This window comes from Sinorhizobium sp. BG8 (assembly GCF_016864555.1).
Classification (GTDB): Bacteria; Pseudomonadota; Alphaproteobacteria; order Rhizobiales; family Rhizobiaceae; genus BG8.
Genome location: NZ_CP044012.1, coordinates 385,308 through 407,296 on the forward strand (window position 1 = coordinate 385,308; position 21,989 = coordinate 407,296).

The 21,989-nt window shown below is 61.3% G+C and carries 19 protein-coding genes; all 19 read right to left on the minus strand.

The window, feature by feature from the left end:
• Nucleotides 1-24: 24 nt before the first annotated feature.
• The 19 genes from F3Y30_RS22810 to F3Y30_RS22900 all read right to left on the minus strand — a co-directional run bounded on the left by F3Y30_RS22810 (nucleotide 25) and on the right by F3Y30_RS22900 (nucleotide 21,974).
• Nucleotides 25-810: an ABC transporter permease gene (locus F3Y30_RS22810; protein ID WP_203427447.1), complete on the minus strand. Its 786-nt coding sequence runs from the start codon at nucleotides 808-810 to the stop codon at nucleotides 25-27.
• A gap of 1 nt (nucleotide 811) precedes the next feature.
• The gene (locus tag F3Y30_RS22815; protein ID WP_246753066.1) at nucleotides 812-1,987 is read right to left on the minus strand and encodes an ABC transporter permease; all 1,176 of its coding nucleotides are present in this window, start codon (nucleotides 1,985-1,987) and stop codon (nucleotides 812-814) included.
• Nucleotides 1,984-3,054 carry an ABC transporter ATP-binding protein gene (locus F3Y30_RS22820; protein ID WP_203427449.1) on the minus strand — a complete coding sequence of 357 codons (1,071 nt, stop codon included), beginning with the start codon at nucleotides 3,052-3,054 and terminating at the stop codon, nucleotides 1,984-1,986. Before F3Y30_RS22820 ends, F3Y30_RS22815 begins: the two co-directional genes overlap by 4 nt.
• A gap of 207 nt (nucleotides 3,055-3,261) precedes the next feature.
• Nucleotides 3,262-4,314 carry an ABC transporter substrate-binding protein gene (locus F3Y30_RS22825; RefSeq protein ID WP_203427450.1) on the minus strand — a complete coding sequence of 351 codons (1,053 nt, stop codon included), beginning with the start codon at nucleotides 4,312-4,314 and terminating at the stop codon, nucleotides 3,262-3,264.
• Nucleotides 4,315-4,381: 67 nt separating this feature from the next.
• The gene (locus F3Y30_RS22830; RefSeq protein ID WP_203427451.1) at nucleotides 4,382-5,767 is read right to left on the minus strand and encodes an aspartate aminotransferase family protein; all 1,386 of its coding nucleotides are present in this window, start codon (nucleotides 5,765-5,767) and stop codon (nucleotides 4,382-4,384) included.
• 244 nt (nucleotides 5,768-6,011) lie between these two features.
• A complete protein-coding gene (locus F3Y30_RS22835) occupies nucleotides 6,012-6,746 on the minus strand; it encodes an SDR family oxidoreductase (protein WP_203427452.1) in 735 nt (244 codons plus the stop codon).
• Nucleotides 6,747-6,856: 110 nt separating this feature from the next.
• On the minus strand, nucleotides 6,857-7,516 hold the full coding sequence (locus F3Y30_RS22840; RefSeq protein WP_203427453.1) for a GntR family transcriptional regulator: 660 nt from the start codon (nucleotides 7,514-7,516) through the stop codon (nucleotides 6,857-6,859).
• Between the two features lie 147 nt (nucleotides 7,517-7,663).
• On the minus strand, nucleotides 7,664-8,053 hold the full coding sequence (gene mnhG / locus F3Y30_RS22845; protein ID WP_203427454.1) for a monovalent cation/H(+) antiporter subunit G: 390 nt from the start codon (nucleotides 8,051-8,053) through the stop codon (nucleotides 7,664-7,666).
• Complete coding sequence (locus tag F3Y30_RS22850; RefSeq protein WP_203427455.1) at nucleotides 8,050-8,331, minus strand: K+/H+ antiporter subunit F; 282 nt, start codon at nucleotides 8,329-8,331, stop codon at nucleotides 8,050-8,052. The genes mnhG and F3Y30_RS22850 overlap by 4 nt, the downstream gene beginning before the upstream one ends.
• The gene (locus F3Y30_RS22855) at nucleotides 8,328-8,804 is read right to left on the minus strand and encodes a Na+/H+ antiporter subunit E (RefSeq protein ID WP_203427456.1); all 477 of its coding nucleotides are present in this window, start codon (nucleotides 8,802-8,804) and stop codon (nucleotides 8,328-8,330) included. The genes F3Y30_RS22850 and F3Y30_RS22855 overlap by 4 nt, the downstream gene beginning before the upstream one ends.
• A 2-nt stretch (nucleotides 8,805-8,806) precedes the next feature.
• On the minus strand, nucleotides 8,807-10,432 hold the full coding sequence (locus F3Y30_RS22860) for a monovalent cation/H+ antiporter subunit D (protein ID WP_203427457.1): 1,626 nt from the start codon (nucleotides 10,430-10,432) through the stop codon (nucleotides 8,807-8,809).
• Nucleotides 10,429-10,767 carry a Na+/H+ antiporter subunit C gene (locus tag F3Y30_RS22865; RefSeq protein ID WP_203427458.1) on the minus strand — a complete coding sequence of 113 codons (339 nt, stop codon included), beginning with the start codon at nucleotides 10,765-10,767 and terminating at the stop codon, nucleotides 10,429-10,431. Before F3Y30_RS22865 ends, F3Y30_RS22860 begins: the two co-directional genes overlap by 4 nt.
• Nucleotides 10,767-13,685 carry a monovalent cation/H+ antiporter subunit A gene (locus F3Y30_RS22870; protein WP_203427459.1) on the minus strand — a complete coding sequence of 973 codons (2,919 nt, stop codon included), beginning with the start codon at nucleotides 13,683-13,685 and terminating at the stop codon, nucleotides 10,767-10,769. The genes F3Y30_RS22865 and F3Y30_RS22870 overlap by 1 nt, the downstream gene beginning before the upstream one ends.
• 729 nt (nucleotides 13,686-14,414) lie before the next feature.
• Nucleotides 14,415-16,760, minus strand: a complete 2,346-nt coding sequence (locus F3Y30_RS22875; protein WP_203427460.1) for a polysaccharide biosynthesis tyrosine autokinase — start codon at nucleotides 16,758-16,760, stop codon at nucleotides 14,415-14,417.
• 161 nt (nucleotides 16,761-16,921) lie between these two features.
• Nucleotides 16,922-17,827: a UTP--glucose-1-phosphate uridylyltransferase gene (locus F3Y30_RS22880; protein WP_203427461.1), complete on the minus strand. Its 906-nt coding sequence runs from the start codon at nucleotides 17,825-17,827 to the stop codon at nucleotides 16,922-16,924.
• A gap of 4 nt (nucleotides 17,828-17,831) precedes the next feature.
• Entirely contained in the window at nucleotides 17,832-18,842 is a 1,011-nt protein-coding gene (locus F3Y30_RS22885; protein WP_203427462.1) for a glycosyltransferase family 2 protein, read from the minus strand.
• Complete coding sequence (locus F3Y30_RS22890) at nucleotides 18,839-19,786, minus strand: glycosyltransferase family 2 protein (protein WP_203427463.1); 948 nt, start codon at nucleotides 19,784-19,786, stop codon at nucleotides 18,839-18,841. Before F3Y30_RS22890 ends, F3Y30_RS22885 begins: the two co-directional genes overlap by 4 nt.
• Entirely contained in the window at nucleotides 19,783-20,781 is a 999-nt protein-coding gene (locus tag F3Y30_RS22895) for a glycosyltransferase family 2 protein (RefSeq protein WP_203427464.1), read from the minus strand. Before F3Y30_RS22895 ends, F3Y30_RS22890 begins: the two co-directional genes overlap by 4 nt.
• Nucleotides 20,778-21,974: a glycosyl transferase family 1 gene (locus tag F3Y30_RS22900; RefSeq protein ID WP_203427465.1), complete on the minus strand. Its 1,197-nt coding sequence runs from the start codon at nucleotides 21,972-21,974 to the stop codon at nucleotides 20,778-20,780. The genes F3Y30_RS22895 and F3Y30_RS22900 overlap by 4 nt, the downstream gene beginning before the upstream one ends.
• Nucleotides 21,975-21,989: the final 15 nt, after the last annotated feature.

Sequence of the window (21,989 nt, forward strand, 5' to 3'; positions counted from 1 at the left end):
GTTCACGCCGCGCGTCATCGCCACCTATGCCGCGGTAATCGAACTGCTGCGCTTTCGCACCACCATCGCCAGCGAGGCGATGATGATCGTGCCAACGATGAAAACGAACGCGGCGGCCGCGATCGCCGGCGAGATGTTTTCGCGGATCGTCGAAAACATCTGCCGCGCCAGTGTCCGCTGGTTCGGGCCTGCTACGAAGAGCGTAAGGACCACCTCGTCCAGCGATGTGGCGAAGGCAAGCACTGCACCGGAGAGAACACCCGGCATTGCAAGCGGCAGCGTCACGCGGCGAAAGACAGTGAATGGTGCAGCACCGAGACTTTCCGCAGCGAGTTCCACCCGCCGATCTATGCCCGCAAGCGCGCCGCTCACGCTCACGATCACAAAGGGCATTGCAACAATGGTGTGCGCGATGATCACGCCCAGATAGCTGTTGGCAATGCCGATTTGAACGAAGAGCACCTGCATGCCGACACCGAGAACCACCGCCGGCACCACCATCGGCAGGAGGAACAGGGTTTTCACCGCACCGAGAAAGAGAATACGCCGATTGCGCAGGCCGAGGGCGGCAGTCGTACCAAGCATGGTCGCAAGCACGGTGGTGCCGCCGCCGACGATGAGACTGTTTACGATCGACCGCCTCCACGCATCCGCCGTCACCAGTTCGCGGAACCAGCGCAGGGAAAACTCCGGTATCGGATAGGTCAGGAATACGCTCGAGGTAAAGGCGAGCGGGAGGATTGCCAGCAAGGGCGCGATCAGGAAGACGACCACGGCTGCACCGAAGAGAAATCTCACTCCTTTGAACATCTCAGCTTCTCCTCGGATCTTCTGCGGACAGGCGTCCGTAGACCGCATAAAGCGCGATGGTCACGACCAAGAGGACAAGGCCCATCGCTCCCGCCATGCTCCAGTTCGCCGATCCCATGGCATAGAAGGCAATGACCGAGCTGATCATCTGGTCGCTCGGCCCGCCGATCAACGCCGGGGTGATGTAGTAACCGATGGCGGACATGAAGACGAGGAGCGCACCGGAGGCGAGTCCACGAAGGCTGAGCGGAAGCAACACGCGAAAAAAAGCCCGTAAGGGGTTGGCACCAAGGGAGGAAGCCGCCGGCATGAGATTCCGCGGGATCGAGATCAGTACACTGTAGACCGGGAGCACCATGAAGGGCAGGAGCACATGCGTCATGGCAATGACGACGCCAGTGCGGTTGAAGATCAGGGGCAACGGCGTATCTATCAGATGCAGCGCTTTCAGCGTATCGTTGATCAGCCCGTTTTCCTGCAGCAGAATGAACCAGGCAGCAGTGCGCACCAGGAGCGACGTCCAGAGGGGCAGTAGAACCGCGCCCAGCAAGAGATTGCGCTTCCACCCGGTGGTCGAGGCAGCGAGCATCGCATAGGGGTATCCGATCGCTGCCGCGGCCAGGGTTACCAGTGCGGCGATCCAGAAGGTTCGCAGCATGATCACCCGGTTGGCGGACGTTCCCTCGGGGAGAGACACGATCGAACCCGATGCGTCTCTGGTCAGGTCCACGGCCGCCAGAAGATGGCGGTCGGTGGTCGGCGAAAGGGCATCGGAGATCGCAAGCCAGAACTGTGGCTTCTCCCAGCGCGGATCGACGGCCGCCAGGTCGATCGTGGCGTTCGGATCTTCTATGGCGCGCAGTGTCTTCGACATCAGCGTGCGGAAACCTGATTGAGCGCTGTTGAGCCGCCTCACCATGTCGCCGACCGCCTGGGTGTCCGTCGCCTGGCGCAGATCGCGGACGAGCGCTTCCTTCATTTCCGGAGTGGGCGGCGACTGTCGGTCCCAATCCTTGGTGGCGACGGCCGTTTCGGGAAGGATGTGGAGGACGGCCGTATCCGAGATTGCCTGCGACATCATCGTAAACAACGGCCAGACGAAGAACAGCGCGGTGAAGAGGAGGAGCGGCGCAAGCAGGGCGATCGCGCCTGCATTTCGGGAAAAGCCCGACCTCATGGCGCGATGACCCTGCAATCGCCGGGTCTGAACTCGGCGACAACGGGAGATCCCGGCCGCCATTCATGCGCCTTGCGATCCAGGCGGACGACAAAGTCGTGGCCTGCGCCGTCCAGTTGAACGCGCAGGTGATCGCCCTGATAGACACAGTCGGCGACGGTCGCAGTCAGGCTGTTGTCTTGCCGTCCGGCGGTCTCGCGCAATTCGATCCTCTCCGGCCGGATCGACAAGAGTACGTCCTGGCCCGTCTTCATCGCTCCGGCGAGCCCGGCGACGACATGGCCGCCCCGTTTCAGGGCCACGCGGACGTGGCCACCGTCGACGCTCTCGATCGTCCCCTCGGCGAGATTCGTCTCACCGATGAATTCGGCCACGAAGCGCGTGTGCGGCTCGTCATAGATCTCGCGCGGCGTACCAATCTGTTCGATGCGCCCCTTGTTGAAGACTGCAATCCGGTCCGACATCGTCAGGGCCTCTGATTGGTCATGGGTGACGAACACGATCGTCAGCCCCAACCTCGCGTGGAGCGCGCGTATGTCGAGCTGCATCTGTTCGCGAAGCTGCTTGTCGAGCGCACCCAGAGGCTCGTCCATGAGAACTACGCGCGGCTCGAAAACCAAGGCACGGGCAAGTGCCACGCGCTGCTGCTGCCCGCCGGAAAGCTGCGCCGGCCAGCGATCGCGCATCGTCGAAAGCTGAACCATGTCCAGCACCCGTCCCACCCGATCCTCGATCTCGGCCTTTCCGACACCACGCATCTCGAGCGGGAAGGCAACGTTTCGGGCAACACTCATGTGCGGGAACAGCGCGTAGCTCTGAAACACCACCCCCATGTCGCGCTTGTAGGAGGGGAGGCCGTCCACTGGCTCCCCGTCGACCAGTATGCGTCCTTTCGTGGGCGCCTCGAAACCCGCCAGCATCATGAGCAGCGTTGTTTTCCCGGAACCGGAAGGCCCCAGCAGGCTCACGAATTCACCCTTGGCTATTTCGAGGTCGAGACTATCGACCACGCACAAGGGCCCGTACCATTTGCTGATGGCATCAAATCGAATGCGAACTTCACTCAACAGCAATCTCCAGCTCACTCGTCATGACAATGCGAGACCTGTCGGCCCGGAAGCCGGCAGGCGTGGAACGATGTCATATTCCTTGAACGGAACCCGCGCGTCCATAGCCGCGTCCGATATCACCACCGGATACGTACGCCATCGATCGCGAGGTGGAGCACAGGCGGACCATACGTGCCGCCTGTGCCGGGTCGTCCGACAATCACCTTACTGGGCGAGCCAGGCGTTGAACCGTTGGGTGAGGGCTTCCGAGTTGTCGATCCAGAAATCGACGTTGAGCGAGATTGCGCCTTCCATATTGCTGGCGGCCGTCGGCAGCTCCGATGAGAATTCCGCCGGGACCTTGCTGGCGGCCTCGAGGTTCGGGAGACCGTAGGCGATGTACTGCGGCAACTTCACCTGGTTGTCAGCCGCACTGGCGAAGGCGATGAAGTCCTGCGCCGCGTCTTTGTTTTCCGCGTCCTTGAGGACGACCCAGCTGTCGATGGCGAAAATGCTGCCGGGCCAGACGACCTTGAAGTTCTTGCCTTCGGTGCGGTTGATACCGGTAATACGTCCGTTGTAGGCAGAGGTCATTGCGACTTCGCCGGAGGCGAGGAGCGCGAGCGGCTGGGCACCGGCCTCCCACCAGACGATGTTCGGGCGGAGTTCGTCGAGTTTCTTGAATGCGCGGTCTACGCCCTCCGGCGTGGCGAGCACGTCATAGACTTCCTCACCCTTGACGCCATCGGCCAGGAGAGCGAATTCGAGCGTGTACTTCGCACCCTTGCGCAGACCGCGCTTGCCCGGGAACTTGTTCACGTCCCAGAAATCGGCCCACGATTTCGGACCGTCCGCGAGCTTGGCGCCGTCATAGGCGATAGCCGTCGACCAGACGATGGCACCGATGCCGCAATCATCGACAGCCTCGGGAAGGAACTTGTCCTTGCCGCCCATCTTGTCCCAATCAATCTTCTCGAAGAGACCGTCGGCGCAACCGAGTGCGAGCTCCTCGGCCTCGACCTGCACGGCATCCCAGTTCGGCGTGCCGGCCTTCACCTTCGACTGCAGCACGCCGAAGCCGCCATCCCAGGCTTCGTCGAGAACGGGCTTGCCGAGCTTTTCGGCGAAGGGTTTGAAGTAGATTTCCCGCTGGGCGTCCTGGTAGTTGCCGCCCCAGGAGACGATCGTGAGATCGCGAGCCGCCGCCGGCAATGACGAAAGGCCCAAAGCTGCAACGAAAAGTCCTCCGAGGAGGGCCGATGTCTTTATCAGTGTCATGTCATTCCCCTTTTCTTAGTAAAAAGCCCCGGCATTTTTTGCCGGGGCCGATGCGAAAGACCAGAGACTATGCCCTTACGGACTGGGCCGGCAGCGCGGCGAGCGTGTTGTCGAGCCCCTTGCGCAGGCCTGCGAGCAACTCGTCGACCTGCGTCTCGGTTATGATCAGTGGCGGGCAAAAGGCCAGAGCATCTCCCATGTTCCGGCTGATGACGCCCGCCTCCTGCAGCTTTGCATTTGCCAACGCCCCCAACTGGCCCGGCTGTTCGAGACCTTCCTTCGTTTCCTTGTTGGTCACCAACTCGATCGCCGCGATCAGACCGACGCCCCGAGCCTCGCCCACCAGTGGATGGGCCTGAAGCTCCCGCAGGCCCGCCTGCAGCCGCTCTCCCACGGCAGCAGCATGGGTCACGATCTGGCGCTCCTCGATGATGTTCAGCGTTTCGAGCGCGACGGCGGCCGGCACGGGATGCCCACCACCCGTAAAACCATGACCGAGCGTGCCGATCTCACCCGATTGCTCCCGGATCGGCGCGTAGATCTTCTCGTTGATCATCAGCGCCGAAGCCGGCAGATAAGAGGACGACAACTGCTTCGACATCACCATAATGTCCGGACGGATCCCGAACGTCTGGCTGCCGAAGAGATTGCCGGTGCGGCCGAAACCGCAAATGACCTCGTCTGCGACGAGCAGGATATCGTACTTGCGCAAAACAGCCTGTACCTTTTCCCAATAGGTACGAGGGGGAACGACCACCCCACCGGCTCCCATCACCGGCTCGCCGAAGAATGCCGCGATCGTTTCCGGCCCCTCAGCCACGATCGTGCTTTCAAGTTCCTCGGCCAGCCGCGTGGCGAAGTCTTCCTCGCTCTCGCCGGGAGCCGCCTCGCGCCAGTGATGCGGACATGTCATGCGAAGCACGCCGGGCACGATCAGGTCAAAGGAACGGTGGTTGCCCGGCAGGCTGGTGAGGCAGGAGGCCGCGATCGTCACGCCATGGTAAGCACGATTGCGAACGATGATTTTCTTGCGCTCCGGCTGTCCGAGTGCATTGGACCGGTACCAGATGAGTTTGAGCGCGGTATCGATCGCCTCGGATCCCGAATTGGTGAAGAACACCTTGCTCATCGGCACCGGTGCGAGCTTGGCCAGCCGCTCGGCAAGATCGATCACCGGCCCATGCGATTTGTGCGAGAACGTATGATAGTAGGGGAGCTTTTCCATCTGGGCCGCCGCGGCCCTGACAAGGCGCTTCTCGCTGAACCCGAGGGCAACGCTCCACAGACCCGCCATGGCCTCGATGTAGCGCTTGCCTGTCGTGTCGTAGACATAGATACCTTCGCCGCGATCTATGACCAGCGGACCGACTTCTTCATGCCTGACGGCGTTGGTATATCCATGCAGATGGTAAGCGACGTCTCGCGCCTCGGCAGAATTCGGCGTTCCCATCATCCTGCAATCTCCCGGCTTTCCGCATGAATGCTACCGTTCTTCCGCACTGTGACAACCTCTCTCTTCGTTGATTTCAAGGATCTTTCGATCCCATGACAGATCTGCAAGAAGCCGCACCATGGATGCATGATGCATCATGCTCTGGCTTCATCGACGGAGTCAAAGGAATAGTCACCTTGCCCCGTCATGCTCTCATGCGGCCTCTCCGATAGCGCCGCGCGCCTTGCCTTTCGGAGACACAGCCTCAGACGTGTTGGCCGCCATTAATGTGGATTTCCGCTCCGTTGATGTAGCTCGATGCGTTGCTGCATAGGAAAAAGATGGTCTCTGCCACTTCCTTCGGCGTACCGAGACGTCCGAGCGGGACTTCGCGCTCGACCAGCTTGTCCGTTCCAGGAGAAAGTATGGACGTCCCGATTTCGCCGGGAGCAATTGCATTGGCACGCACACCCTTCGGTCCGAACTCATGGGCGAGCTCGCGGGTCAGCGCAGCGAGCCCCGCTTTCGAAGCGGCGTATGCGACGCCCGCGAATGGATGGACACGCGAACCGGCAATGGAGGTCACGTTGACGATCGATCCCTGCGCAGCCTCGAGCTCGGGCAGAAGTGCGCGGGCAATGAGGGCGGTCGAGATAAGGTTGACATTCATAACGCGGGTCCAGGTCGCCGCGTCGGAAGCGAGTACGCCGAGACGCTCTCCCGCGGGGCCCTTCGGCGAAATTCCGGCATTGTTGACCAGTGCGTTGAGCTTGCCTCCGGGCAGCCGTTCCCGCACCGTCGCGACCAGCCGGTGGATCTGCGAAAGATCCGAGAGGTCAGCTTGTATGTGGCTCTCGCGGGCCGCCGGCCAGGCGCATTCCTCGGAAAAGGGCTGGCGGGAAACAGTGAAAATCCGCCAGCCGTGAGCCTGAAAAAGCTTCACGGTGGCGTGGCCGATGCCGCGGCTTGCGCCGGTCAGAAGCATGTATCCCTCGGCCATCGAAAACCTCGCTTTTGATGTATGATGCATCATATTGGCAATTAATGCTCGCGCAAGCAGTTTGTTGCTGCAGCGCACACATTGGCGCGATACCGGTTGGGCGCCCTCCGCTAGCGGTTATTGCGCACGCGTTCAAAAATCGACCGCCCACCGTGCTCGATGTCGTCAACCATGGCGCGGGCAGCACCTGGCCCGTCCCTGTGGCGGATCGCCTCGAGGATCGGGTAGTGATAGTCGATCATCGAGCGTCCGCCGTCGAGATAGCTGTCGGCGATCAGCGGTCCCATCTGCAGCCAGAGGCGGCGCAAGACCCCGCGAAGCACTGGCAATCCAGCTATTGTCGTCAACTCGAAGTGGAACGCCTGGTTGAGCTCGGCACCACGCAACAGGTCGCGGTCCGCGAGCGCCTTTTCGTTGCTTTCGAGGATTTCGCTCAGGCGCTCCATGTCCGCCTTGGTCGCCGTCAACGCCGCCGTCTCGGCGGCGAGCGACTCGAGCTTGAATCGGATGGAGCGGATTTCGAGATAGCGCTCTTCCGTCATCGTCGGAATGCAGATGTTGCGGGCGGACTGGAAGACGACGGCATCGTCGTGCGTAAGCCGCAGGATGGCGTCCCGCACGGGAGTGACACTCGTTCCGAGCTGATCGGCAATGTCCCGGATCTTCAACCGGTGCCCCGGCTGGAAACGTCCCTTCATCAGCGCATCGCAAAGCGTTGCGTAGACGGTATTGCCCAAATTGTCGTGCTCGAGTGCTGCCAGATCTGACATTGCGATACCTGGAATGGGGCGACTGGTAAAACAGCACGCCGCTCTTCTATGAGCCCATTTGATGCATCAAGCAATATCGCGAGGCTGAGCGACCGTGGAACAATCAGGATTGAGCGGTCGGTCAAGACTAACGGAGCGGCGAAGGCCCTAGCGCTCCTCGACCGCCCCATCAGTCGACCCGGCCGCCGATTTGGCCGCCTTGCCGAGCACCGGGTTGTTCTCAGCCCGGTCCCGGTGGAGTGCGGCGCGGGCAAGCAACATCAGGGTCACCGGCGTCGTGACAGTCACAAAGATCCCGATCAGAATCTCGTGGATGACGATACGGCTCTCGGAAATCGTGAAGAAGATCATCGATGCCATGACGATCCCACCGGCGCCCCAGCTCGTCCCGAGCGTCGGGGCATGAATCCTCTCGTAGAACGTCGTGAAGCGCGCAAGTCCGATCGCGCCGATGAGGGCAAGCGTGGACCCGAGAACCAGGAAAGCCGATACGGCAATTGCCGCCCAGACGGGGAACTGGTCGATTTGGTCGGTCATTCGATCACCTCGCCACGCATGAGGAACTTGGCAAGCGCTACTGTTGCGACGAACCCGAGAAGCGCGATCACCAGCGAGGCCTCGAAGTAGATCGTGCGGCCGCTCCGGATACCGAATGTCACGAGGAGGAGCATCGCATTGACATAGAGCGTATCCAGCCCAAGCACCCTGTCCTGTGCACGCGGGCCGATGAACATTCGGTACACGGCGAGGGCCATGGCGATCGCCAGAAACGACTGGGAAATACTGATGGCCCATAAGAGTATGGTCGAGCTCATTCGAATATCCCCATCAGCAGTTTTTCGTAACGGTTCTTGATCAGGTCACGCCAGTGGTTCTCGTCAGCGAGGTCGAGAGTGTGGATGAGCAAGGTCTTCTCTTTCGAGTTGTGCTCCACCCAGGCGGTTCCCGGCGTGCTCGTGAGAACCACGGACAGCACGGCAAGCGCCGTATCATCCGATAGGTCCAGAGGAACGGTAACAAAGCCGGATTGCCTCGAAACGCTTCGCCGTCCGAGAATGATCCTGGCGACTGCGAGGTTCGATAGAGCGATATCGTAGAGAAGAATCAGCACGAGCTTCGGCAGGAGATACCAGCGCCGCAGGCGTGGCTTCGTCGGCTGCAACGCCGCCATGCCCCAGGAGGCGAAGACCGCAACCAGCGTGCCGAGAAGCAGGTGCCCGATCGAGAATCCGTTCAGAAGCAGCCACATGCCGACAAGCGAAGCTGTGAGCAGGGGATAGGGAAGCATGGCTATTCCTCGCCTCCCACTGCCTGTTGCCCTGCGCGGCGCGCCTCCATCACGGCCTCGATATAGACGCCGGGGCTGCGCAGATTGGCGACAGTCTCTGACATGTAGCGCATGGCCGGTCCTGCCTGCACGGTGAGTAGCAGTGTCAGGGCGAGAAGCAGCATGACCGGTGCGACCTCAAGCACCAGCACGCGGGGAACCCTACCTTCCATCGATGCCCAAAACGTGCGTATGCCGGCGCGCATCATCGAAATGAGGGCCGAGAGCCCCGAGAGGATGATGAGGAGTACGATCGCCCACGTCCAGGGCGCGGTATCGGCGTCAGCGGCGCCGATACCGATCATGCCGGAAAGCATGGCGAACTTTGCAATAAAACCGGAAAGCGGCGGAAGACCTGAAAGCAGGATGCCGCACGCCGCAAAGCATGTACCGAGGACTGCGATCGTCGCTGGCATGGTCACGCCGACCTGTTCTTCCTCCTCTTCCTCGTCGACATCACCATAGGCCTCCATCGTAACCGCAAGAACGGTTGCGCCGGCATCCTGGCCCCGTTCGACAAGCTCGATGAGCATGAAAAAGGCGCTGATGGTCAGCGTGGAGGTCACGAGGTAGAGGAGGGCGCCCGCCGTCACGGCCGGATTTCCAAAACCGACGGCCGCTAGCAGCGTTCCAGAGGAAACGAGGACCGAGAAGCCGGCGAGACGTCCCAGAGCCTGGGAGGCCAGAACACCGATCGTCCCGAAGGCGATCGTCGCCATCCCGCCGTAGAGAAGGACGTTCAATCCGAAACCCGCCGAGGCACCTTCACCGAAGACGAGAAGCGAAAGCCTGATGAGCACGTAGATGCCCACCTTGCTCATGATGGCAAAGATGCCCGCGACCGGCGCGGCGGCAGCGCTGTAGGCGGTGGGCAGCCAAAAATTCAGCGGCCACATACCTGCCTTGATCAGGAACGCGACACCCAGCACGCCGGCGCCCGCTTCCATCAGCATCCGTGTCCTTGGCGTGAGTTCCGTCACGCGGACGGCAAGGTCGGCCATGTTGAGTGTGCCGGTGGTACCGTAAATGAGACTGACCCCGATCAGGAAGAGCAGCGCCGCGGCAAGGTTGATGGCGACGTAGTGCAGGCCTGCCTTCACGCGCAGGGATCCGGACCCGTGCAACAGAAGCCCGTAGGACGCCGCAAGCATGACCTCGAAGAACACAAACAGGTTGAAGAGGTCGCCGGTCAGGAAGGCACCGTTCAGTCCCATCAGCAGGAGCTGGAACATCGTATGGAAATGGGCGCCGACCGCATGCCAGCGGGCAAGAGAGTAGACCAGCGTCGGTATCGACAGGATCGCGGTCAGCACCAGCATCAGCGCCGAAAGCCTGTCCACCACCAGCACGATCCCGAATGGCGCCGGCCAGTTTCCGAGCAAATAGACATTCTCGCCGGCGCGCGCGGGGTCCAGGGCGCTCGCGAAGCGGAAGAGGGTAATCCCGACCGCTACCAGCGCAATGCAGGAGACGATGCTTATCATGGCCTTGAAGACGCGCTGCCGCTCGTCGAAGAGCACGAGAAACGCGCCGCACACGAGGGGGATGAGGATCGGCGCGACGATCAAATGGTGTTGCCATCCGCTCATTTCGGCTGCTCTCTTCCGTCAACATGGTCGGTGCCAGTCAGGCCTCGCGATGCGAGCAGAACGACAAGGAATAGTGCCGTGGTGGCAAAACCGATCACGATGGCGGTCAACACCAGCGCCTGCGGGACGGGATCGGCGAGGGTTGTGGGATCGACACCGTCGACAAGGATCGGCGGCGCATTGGAGCGCAGACCACCGACCCCGAAAATGAAAAGGTTGACCGCGTAGGAGAGGAGAGAGAGGCCCACGATGACCTGATAGGTTCGGGGGCGGAGGATGAGCCACACTCCCGAGCCGGTCATGACGCCGATGCCGATCGCGACGACGAGTTCCATCAGATATCCTCCGCACCGGCAGGTTCGAGCGCTCGTACGCGATGAACGCGGACAGACTGGTGGGCGAGCGCGATCAGGATGAGAACCGTCGCCCCGACGACGAGCGAGAAGACCCCGAGATCGAACAGGAGCGCCGTCGCCGCCGGCACCTTTCCGACAAGCGGCAGCTCGAGATATTGCGAATGACTTGTGAGGAACGGGTATCCAAGCAGCCAGGAGCCGGCACCCGTCGCAAAGGCCGTCAGCAGGCCCAATCCCATCCAACGCAGCGGCAGGATCCGGATATGGTCCTCGGTCCAGCGTGTCCCACTGCCGAGATACTGGAGCAGGAATCCGATGGCCATCGTGATACCGGCCGCAAATCCGCCGCCGGGAAGGTCGTGGCCGCGCATGAATATATAGACCGCAAAGGTGATGATGACCGGAAACAGCCACTGCATCACGATCGAGGGCACCAGCAGATAGTCGCGCACCGTGTCGCCTGCGGAACGATCCGGCCTCTCGTCATCGATCGCGTTCTGGATCAGCTGCTGCTCCGGGGCACCAACGCTGTCTGGCGCAGGCCGGAAACGGCGGAGAAGAGCGAAGACGGTCAACGCCACCACGCCAAGCACGGCGATTTCTCCGAAGGTGTCGAAGCCGCGGAAATCCACCAGGATGACGTTCACGACGTTCCGCCCGCCACCCTCCGTGTAGGCGTGTTCGAGGAAATAGTTCGCAATGGCATCCGGCACGGGAAGGGTCATCACGGCAACGGCAACGATGAACATTCCGACGCCGCAAGCGACCGCAAGGGCGAAGTCACGCAGTCTTCGGATCCGCGCTGAAAGCGTAATGCCCTCGTCGACCGTCTCCTTGCGCTTGGGCAACCATCTGAGGCCCAGCAGGATGAGAACGGTCGTCACGACCTCGACAAGCAGCTGCGTTATCGCCAGGTCCGGCGCCGACAGCCAGATGAAGGTTATGCAGGTCACAAGCCCTGCGCCACCGAGCAGCACGAGAGCTGCGAGACGGTGATACTTGGCCTGATAAGCTGCGCCGAGCGCCGCGAAGATGCCGATCGCCCAGACGACCGCGAAGACCGGGTCGACCGTCGAGAGCGGCGGCAGCTCCGAATGGAACCCTGCGAAGAACAGCGGCACGAAACCCGCGAGAAAGCCGGCCGCAGCCACGAGCCGCATCTGCGGCTGGAGATGGCGTGTTCCGAAATGGCTTTCCATCCAGCGGGCCCACTTCCACGAGACCGTAACCAGAATGCGCTCGAAGATGCGCTGTCCCATGAGATGACGGAAATAGGGAGGACCATCCTCGCAGCGCGCGAGATAGTCGTTGAACACCACATAGATCGCAGTGCCCCCGACGAGCGCCACGGCGCTCATGATGAGGGGAGTGTTGATACCGTGCCATACGGCGAGGCTGTATTCCGGGGTCTGCGCTCCCAGCACCGACACGACCGCCGTGTGCAGAAATGGCCCGATGGAGAGCGCCGGAATGATCCCGACCACAAGGCAGGCGAGAACGAGGAACTCGATCGGGAAGCGCATCCAGTGCGGCGGCTCGTGGGGTTTGTTGTTCGGAAGATCCGTCGGCGCGGGACCGAAGAAGACCGTGTGAATGAACCGCAGCGAATAGGCGACACCAAGGGCGCCCGCGAGCGTCGCGACATAAGGGAGAATTCGGTCGAGAACAGAATCCGCATGGGTCTCTACCGCCTCGGCAAAGAACATCTCCTTCGACAGGAAACCGTTGAGCAACGGCACGCCGGCCATCGCAGCACTTGCGACCATCGCGAGCGTCGCGGTGATCGGCATGAAACGGAAAAGACCGCTCAGACGCCGCATATCCCGCGTCCCGGTCTCATGGTCGATGATGCCTGCGGCCATGAAGAGCGAGGCCTTGAAGGTCGCATGGTTCATCATGTGGAAAATTGCCGCGACAGCGGCAAGCGGACTGCCGAGGCTCAGCAGCGTCGTGATCAGCCCGAGATGGCTGATCGTCGAATAGGCAAGGAGCCCCTTCAGGTCCTGCTGGAACATCGCGAAGTAGGCGCCGAGCAGCAGTGTCACGATACCGGCAATCCCGAGCAACATGAACCACTCGTAGGAACCCGAAAGGACGGGCCACAGCCGCGCCAGCAGGAAGACGCCTGCCTTCACCATTGTCGCAGAATGCAGGTAGGCGGATACGGGAGTGGGTGCCGCCATCGCATTGGGCAGCCAGAAATGGAAGGGAAACTGGGCGCTCTTGGTCAGGGCTCCGATGAGGATCAGCACCAGGGCGGGCAGGTAGAGGGAATGCAGCCGGATCGTATCGCCGGCGGCAAGAATGCGGTCGAGATCGTAGCTGCCGACGATATGACCGAGCAGGAGGAGCCCGACGAGCAGGCTAAAGCCCCCGACGCCCGTAATCGTCAGCGCCATTCTCGCGCCATCGCGCGCCGCCGCATTCTGATGCCAGTAACTGATCAGCAGGAAGGAGAAGATGCTCGTGAGCTCCCAGAAGACCGCGAGCAGGATGACGTTGCCGGAGATCACGATCCCCAGCATTGCCCCCATGAAGGAAAGCAGGAAGGAAAAGAAGCGTGGAACCGGATCGCTTTCCGACATGTAGTACCTGGCGTAGAGCACCACGAGGAAACCGATGCCCGTAACCAGCATGGAGAACATCCATGCAAAACCGTCCATGCGCAGCGTAAAGTTCAGATCAAGCTCTGGGAGCCACGCGATCTCGTAGCGCAATGCGCGACCAGAGGCGATCGCCGGGTAGAGTGCGGCCGTTATGGCGAGGCAAGTGAATGCCACCGCACCCGCAAGCCACGCCGGAAAGACACGCGAATCCGTCCGCAACAAGAGCGCCGCCGCCACGCTGCCCAGGAAGGGCAACGCGATCAACGGCAAAAGCAACATTTCTCCTGACATCTTTTCCTGAATCGCCTTCGGGTCTGGAATTGGCGGCATCGCGCGACCACGGCGCAGCCAGCTTGTTCGGCGATAATAGTGCGCCGGATTTTCCCAACCTTACGCGCACTCGCAGTCTGCGCAAAATCGGAACAACCGCTCGGGCAGGCCAGACAAGGCTTTAACCGAGCAAGAAACCCAAGAAACGTTCAGGAGGACCACGCGGATCTGCTGCGAGAAAAGGTGCCGCGCCCTCATGCCGGTGCGTGAAACCTGCCGCGCCTGTGTTGCCCCGCGCTACGAGACTCAGCTCCACCGAATCGGGAACGATCATACTGAAATCAGGATTGCAGATCAGATCCGCGATCTGAGAAGAGCCTTGCTCGACCATCCTTTCGGGATATCGGGGGCTGTCGCTGCTGGTCTGGAGAGAAGCAAGCGGCCTGTCGAGCACGCGAAACCGCGCGGCCAACGCAGAAGTCGGAAGGGAAAGGGTCGAAACCAGGAAGAGGATGGAGAGTAGGAGGGAAGTCGGACGCGACATGCAGCTTCGCCGCAGATGTCGTTCCTCCATCCTTGTCAAATCTCCAACCTCCGGACCATATCGATTGCCGTTACGAATTCATCTGTAGAGACCATACGTTAGGCGAAACGACAATGTCCAGCGCAAGAGGCGAAAAAGACGAGAGGTCGCAGCCTTGAATGACAAGGTTGCGACCTCTTTGTAGCTTCGATTGGGAATGCCCTGACCTAGCTGACGGTCTTTGAGCGCCCACTGTTGACGTAATACTTGTCGAAGTGATTCCGGTACTTTTCGGAGCCGCCGAAATCCCCGTAGCGTGCAAGCTCGGTCATGTCCGTCTTGTTGAGCACGACGCCGAGGATCTTGCTGCTGATCTGCGGCTCGGCCTCCAGGAGTTCCCGAACGAGGCGCGACGGCGTCTTGCCCCACTCGACAACAAAGATGAAACCGTCCGCGTGGACGGAAAACGCCTTGGCATCGACCACCGGTCCGAGAGGAGCAAGATCGACTATGACGTAGTCGAAGGTCTTGCGGGCGTTCTCGATCAGCTCGGCCATGCCAGCAGATGCGAGAAGCTCGTCGGTGTGGTGGAGCATCTCGTGAGAGGCGGTCAGCCCGACGGGCAGAATGGCAAGCTTGGTCTGCTGGTCGAACTTGATGGCACTCGTCCACGGAACCTCACCGAGAACCACTTCTATGATGCCGGTGCGGGGACTTGGCCGCAGCATGCGGCTGAGACCCGGATGGCGAAGGTCGGCGTCGATCAGGAGTGTACGCTTGCCGCTTGCCGCCAGCAGCATCGCGAAGTTTGCGGCCAACGTGGACTTTCCTTCACCCGGCAAGGCGGAAACAATGCCGATGACCCTGTTCGGGCAGCCCTGCAACATCACTTCGCTTGCGAGCTTTGCGTTGCGTAGCGTCTCGGCGAATGCCGAACGTGGCGAATCGAGGACCACCCGCGTCATCTGCTCGAAGGGAATGACGGCCTCGCCCGGCGGATCCGACTTACCCTTGGAGAAGCGCGAGCGAAGCGAGTGCATCGTCCCCTTCGAAACACCGCCGAGCTGCGGCAGGTATCCGAGCGACTTGTGGCCGAGAAGAGCCCTGATGTCACCTTCCAGGCGGAAATGACGGTCGCGCGCTTCGGCAATGAATGCGTAGGCTGCGCCGGCCATGAGGCCGAGGACTGCCGAGAGGGCGAGCACCATTGTCTTGCGAGGGCTCGACGGAGAAACCGGCACACCCGCTTCGGAAATCACGCGGGCCTTTGCGATGGGGAAGGATCGCTGCTGGGATGCCTGTTCATACCTACCGAGATAGGCTTCCGCGAGCGTTTTCAGCGCTGTAGCTTTCTGCTCCAGTTCGCGCAGATGGACCAGCGACTTGCTCGCCTCCGTGTTCTTCCCGGCGACGCGATCGATGTTTTCCCTGAGCGATGCCTCGCGGGAACGAGCCACTTCGAACTCGTTCTTGTAGCTCGAGGTAAGCTGCTCCAGCTCCTGATAGATCTGACGCGCGACATCGGCCTTTTCATCCCTGAGAGCGACAGCCTGTGGATGATCGGCTGCGAAGTTCTGGGTTATTTCCTGTTCGCGCTTGCCGAGCGACAGATAGCGAGACTTGAGCTCCTGGATAACGGAATTGTCGGTATCCTTGGAAGAAATGGTCGCGTTGTTGACCGCATTGTCCGGGCCCTGGGCGAGAATCGCCTGGAACTGGTGATAGCGCGCGGAAGCGCTTGCGGTATCGGCCTGCGCGATGATCAGCTGGCTGTTCAGATCCGCAAGCTGCTGCTCGGACATCAACTCGCCGCGGGCCTGGGTCAGACCGTTTTCGGACTTGTACTTTTCGACCTCCAGGGACGCGATCTGGGCACGACGCTGCAGGTCGGCGACGCGTTCCTGAAGCCACAGGGAGGCCCGTTCGGTAGCGTCGAAATTCGCGTTCAGCTGGTCGGTGAGATAGGCGCTGGCATAGGCATTGGTGATCCCCGCAGCCAGCTTGGGATCCGGCGAGACGTAGGAAACGGCCACGACCGCGCTTCGCCCGACACGTTCGACAGTGATGTCTTTCTGCAGGAACGCTGCCGCCTTGTAGCGCTTGCCATTGTAGATGGCTTCGTCCGAGAGCGGCGGTTCACCGGTGAAGTACGAACTCAGCGACTTCACCCAGGACTTCACGATTGCGGCCGGGGACTGCGGCGGGTCAAGGACGGTCTCGTTGTCGGCGAGTTTCGCGTCGTCGACGACACGCAACGCAAGGGTGTTCGACTTGAGGATCTCGACAGCGCTCGAAATGCGCGTATCCGCTTCCTGTCGGCTTTGCGGCGACCGGTCCTCGTCCGCGTAACGCGAGAGTTCGTCATCGAGCAAGATCTGCGTCATCGACGTGTAAAGCGGCGTTGCGGTCACGAGATAGGCAATGCCGAGGAGAACGAAGGCTACCACGAAGATGGCAATCGCCTTCGCCCGCCGGAGAACGGTCACCATCAACCGGTCGAGGTCGATGAAGGAGTCGGCATTCTCCGCCTCACGAGACACGACACTGTTGAATGGCAGGCTTCTTTGATGCATGGCAACCGCTCTGTTTTCGCCTTTGGTACCCGGCCCGGTGAGAAGCCAGGGACACGGCAAGTCTTTGAAACGCCTCAGCTCCCCCGAAATCTTTACGCGATCGGGGGAAGCTGGGCAGGATTGAACCGGACCAAGGTCCGGACTTATCGACTATTTCGACGTTATGCCGCCTGGATGCGGCCTTCATGCGAGAGAACCATCTCTCGCACAGATTCAAACACGATCCCGCCGATGTCGGCACGGGCGAGCGCGAATGCGACATTGGCCTCGATGAAGCCGTGCTTCGAGCCGCAGTCGAATGTCCGCCCCTGATAGGGATGCGCATGGAAGTTCTGGTCTTCGGACAGCTTCAACATGCCGTCCGTAAGCTGGATTTCGTTTCCGGCGCCCCGCTGCTGGTGTGCGAGGATCGGGAAAATTTCCGGCTGCAAGATATAACGGCCATTGAGGTAGAAATTGGACGGCGCTTCACCAGCACTAGGCTTCTCGACCATCTTGGTCACTGAAAACCCGTGTGAAACCGAGTCACCCTGGCCAACGATGCCGTATTTCGATGCATCTTCAGGTGCGCACTGCTCGACGCCGACGACGTTGCCACCGACCTCGTTGTAGAGGTCCATCAGGCCCGCCATGCAGCCACGCGTACCATAGCAGATCATATCGGGGAGCAGAAGCGCGAAGGGTTCGTCACCAATCAGGTCACGGGCGCACCAGACGGCGTGCCCCAGGCCGAGAGGGGCCTGCTGGCGCGTGAAGCTCACCGAGCCGGCAGCCGGAAGCATGCTTTCAAGCTCGGAGATCTGAGCGTTCTTGCCCGAACGGGAAAGCGAAGAGATCAGCTCGGGCGTGTCGTCGAAGTGGTCTTCGATCGCCTGCTTGTTGCGGCTCGTAACGAAGACGATGTGCTCGATACCGGCCTGGCGGGCCTCATCCACTGCGTACTGGACCACCGGACGATCGACGATCGTGAGCATTTCCTTTGGCATGGCTTTCGTAGCCGGCAGGAACCGCGTTCCGTTACCCGCGACCGGGATGACTGCTTTCCTGACGGTCTTTGATCGATCCATGTCTTTATCCTTTGCTCTTGTGCGGGCTGTTGCCCGGGTTCGGTTGACCGGCGGCGACCACTGTCGCCGCCGGGGAAGGGCGAGGCGCCGTCAGACGGCGCAGACGTGCGGCGATGGGCATACGCAGATGCCTGAGCGCCGCAGGGTTGCTGAAGGCGGTGCGAACGGCGCCACCAAGCGATTTGGTCTTCAACTGTTCGACGAGTGTGAGGAATGAGCGGGCTTCCCGAAGGCTGCGGCTGCGCTTGCGTTGCGCAAGTTTTGCAGCTTCGTCGAGCTGATGGCTCCGCAGGAACGTCTCGTCGGCGGCAAGCATTGCATCCACGTGGTGGATCTTCAGCACGCGCGAGATCGAACCTTCACGAATGTGGTAGACGTATCCCGGCTCAGGTTCGACCGCGCACCGTGCGCCCTTGGCGAGCGCCGACGCCAGGAAAATGTAATCCTCGCCGATGCGAAGCGTCTCATCGAAACGCAAGCCATGGATCTCGATGAACGCACGTTCGAACACCGGCTTCAAGTAACCGAAATTGTGCTCGGCCTCGAAGAGGACGTTCGACTCGATGAACTCGGCGAGACTGATCGTCGGGTGGCGCTGAAGTTCAGCACGTTCGAACATTTGCTGCCGGCGGCCATCGCCGGACACGACTTCGATGTTGTCGACCGCAACCTCGGCGTCCATCCGCTCGGCGCGATCGAGCATCCGGCGCAATCTGTCCGGATGGATCGTATCATCGGAATCGAGGGTGGCGATCCATCGACCGCTCGCTTGCTGCAAGCCGGCATTGCGCGCACCACCGGGGCCGCGGTTTTGCTGAAGCGCAATCAGCCGGACACGCGGATCATCGATCGCGGAAACGACCGATCGCGTATCGTCGGACGAGCAATCGTCGACGACGAGAACTTCTACCGTCACGCCACGCTGCGCCAAGGCACTCTCGATCGCCGGCACGATCGTATCGGCGGAATTGTAAGCCGCCACGACGAAGGTCACGTCTGGTTGCGAACGGATCATGAGGACGCCGCCTCCAGTGCTCCATATTGGCGGATCTCACGGGCTCCCAGAAGGCCTGCCACGACGCCGGTGTGCATGACGCCTCGCAGGAGGAAGCGATTGCGCGTGATCGGCGACAGGGCGAAAACCGCGCCGGAAACGAAGCAGACGGTCGCCTTCGCAGCTGCCAAAGCAACTGATGCCGGACGCTTCAGCGCTGAAGCACCCTCGGCAAGCAGCCGGCCATGTGTCTGGCCGACGCGAAAGCGCCGCTTCGCCAGCCATCCAAAGGATGCCCTGTTTTCGGGAACCGGATCGTCCAGCCAGGCTTCCTCCGCAAAGGCAATCCGCCCGCCGGCCTCATGCATATGCGTGAAGAACTCCGTATCCTCCCCGCCCGTACGGCCGAGCGCGAGATTGAAGCGGCGCCCTCTCAACGAAGGTGCGTCGGGGCGCAAAAGCGTATTGCAGGTATAGCCAGTGCGTATCTCGCCCCGGACCCAGACCGGCATCGTCGAATGAAAGTCGCCGTTGCGCATCCATTCGGGTGCGCTCGAAAGGTAGACAGCCTTTACCGGGCCTAGCACGACTTCGGCGCCGGTGGCCTCGGCGGCGTTCAGAAGATTGACCAGCCACAGTTCGGACGCCACCTCGTCATCGTCCAGAAAGGCGAGGAAATCCGCATCGGCACTGTCGAGGCAGGCATTGCGGGCAATTGAGATGTTGCCCGCCGGGCAATGCACGTAGTGCAGCGCGAAGGGAATTTCGCCTCGCAGGCGCTCGACCAGCGGCTCGGCGCTCGGCGTCACATCATTGTCGGCGATGATGATGCGAAGCGTCGTTCCTTCCGGAACGGCAAGCCGGCCCAGGGAGCGCAGGGTCTCTGCAAGTTGCGGTCTGCGGAAGGTGCAGACAGCGATATCGACCCGCAACGGTGCGACTGCGTTGGAACGCTGGCTGATCATTGCGAAATCCTCCTGTGTCGGAAATCGAGGAGTTCGCGCCAGAAACCGGCCGACCATGCAAAGTGCATGACCATGGCGGACACCGCGGCCAGAGGGCCGTAGGGATTGCGCTGGCCAAGTGCCATCCAGATGCCGTAGCCGAGGCACGCGGCCACCCATAGCCCCAGCGGGACAACCGCAATCCAGTTGATGAGCGCAAGAACGGCACCGATTGCCACGGGAGCGACCGCAAGCGGGATCATCTGCCGGACACTCGGCAGCGCACGGTGCTTCAGGAAATTCCGTGCACGACCGCGGCCATAGGCGAAATACTGGCGAAACAGCGTCCCGACCGTCTTGCGCGGATAGTAGACCATGCTCGTCCGGTCAGTCATCCAGATGCGGTAGCCGGCCTTGTTGAGACGGTAGTCGAACTCCGCATCCTCGTTGTGGCTGAAGCTCTCGTCGTATCCTCCGATGGCGCGAAAAGCCGCGATCCGCATGAGCGCGTGATGGCCATGGTCGGCCCAGTGGCTGGGCGCGCCGACGCGGTGCTTCGATCCGCCATTTCCGAGCTTGGAGTTCTGTGCGAAGGCCGTCGCCTTCTGGAAAGTGCTGAAGCCGACGGTCTTCATGCCGACGACCACGGAATCTGCACCGGTCGCCAGCGCCTCTTGCACCAACCGCTCGCAGTAGTCGTCCGGATACTCGCCATGCGCATCGATGCGGATGAGATAGTCGTATTGGGATCCGTACGTGTCCACCACGAGATTGATGGCAGCACTCTGGATGCGTTTCGGGTTGTGGAGCAGGGTAACCGCTGGGTTTTCCGCTGCCAGCCGGGTCACGATTTCGCGCGTCCCATCTATGCTTCCACCATCCGCAATCACGATATCGGCGTCGAGGACCGCAAGGGCAAACCGCAACTTGTGGACCAACTGTTCGATATGAGCCGCCTCGTTGAGGCAGGGGATAACGATCAGGCACCTGACGGACTTCAAGGCATCAATGGTCATGACAGTCCCCCTTCGTTCACCGACTTCACCTGCGCCATGGAGCTGGACGGGCGCACGACCGAACCGATGCGCCGCACCAGGGCCTGGCAATCCGCGCGATCGAAAATCCAGGTGCCGATGCCCTGCGCCGCAACGCGGTCGAATTCATCGAGGTAGCGCGCCTCGCTCATCTCGCCGAGCAGCGTCGTCAAAGCCAGGACGCTAGGCTGGTCGAGGACAAGTCCGATACCCTTGCCGGCAACGAAGCGTGCCGTTTCGGTACCGTTCATCGTGATGGGGACAGCACCATAACGGCAGCCCTCGTAGAGCCGGTTGGGCAGCAGCCAGCTGGAGTTCAGGCCTTCCTCGAAAAAGTCGATAGCCCAGGTGAACTGGACTTCGTTGTAGATTTCGGCGAGCTGCTCGGGATTCTGATAGGCCCCGTGGAACGTCATGTAGGGTTCGTTCCTGACAAACCCGTCGAAGTCGTCGAATTCGGTGTAGGCGGGCTGGCCCCTGAGCACGATCTCGAACCGGCCCTTCATCGCCCGCGAGAACGCGGCCAGCAAGGCGAGCGATTTGCGACACCGCAGGGCGCCGAACCAACCGATCTTCCAAGGCTCGCCGGGTGCCGGAGGCCGTGGCTGCGCCACCACCTGGTTGGCCGCCTCATCGAGGGCCAGCACCTTGTTTTCCACCAGAGACAGTGGCGCCTCGATCCCGGAGCGGTTCCGGAAATAGTATTCGATGAAGGCTGGCGAACTGGTCAGGACAAGGCTCACCTTCCGACCCAGGTTCGCCTCTACCGAACGTATCGCCCTGCCTGCGAAATCGTTGCGCAGAAGCAGACGATGAATGTCGAGGCACTCGTAGACGATCGGCAGGTCCGCTCCACCGAAAAGGGACTGCGCGCGCGATGCAAGCGCCAGCATTTCGAGATTTCGCGCGACAATCACATCGGGGCGAGTGACGTTGCCAAGCGAACCACCGAGCTGAAGCCACGCCTTGGCGACGGCACCGGTGCGTTGCGCGAAGCGGGCGTCCTTCGTCACGCCCAGTTTGATTGGCTGCTTGTCCGCCGCATAGGGCAGCGCTCTTGTCCCCCGTCGAAACCCGGCAAGCGTCACCTTTGCCCCACCTGCCTCGAAGGCAAGTACGCGGCGGCGCACCGCGGAATCGGAAAGGTCATGCGCCAGGTAGAGGACATGCAGCATTAAGAATTATCCGTT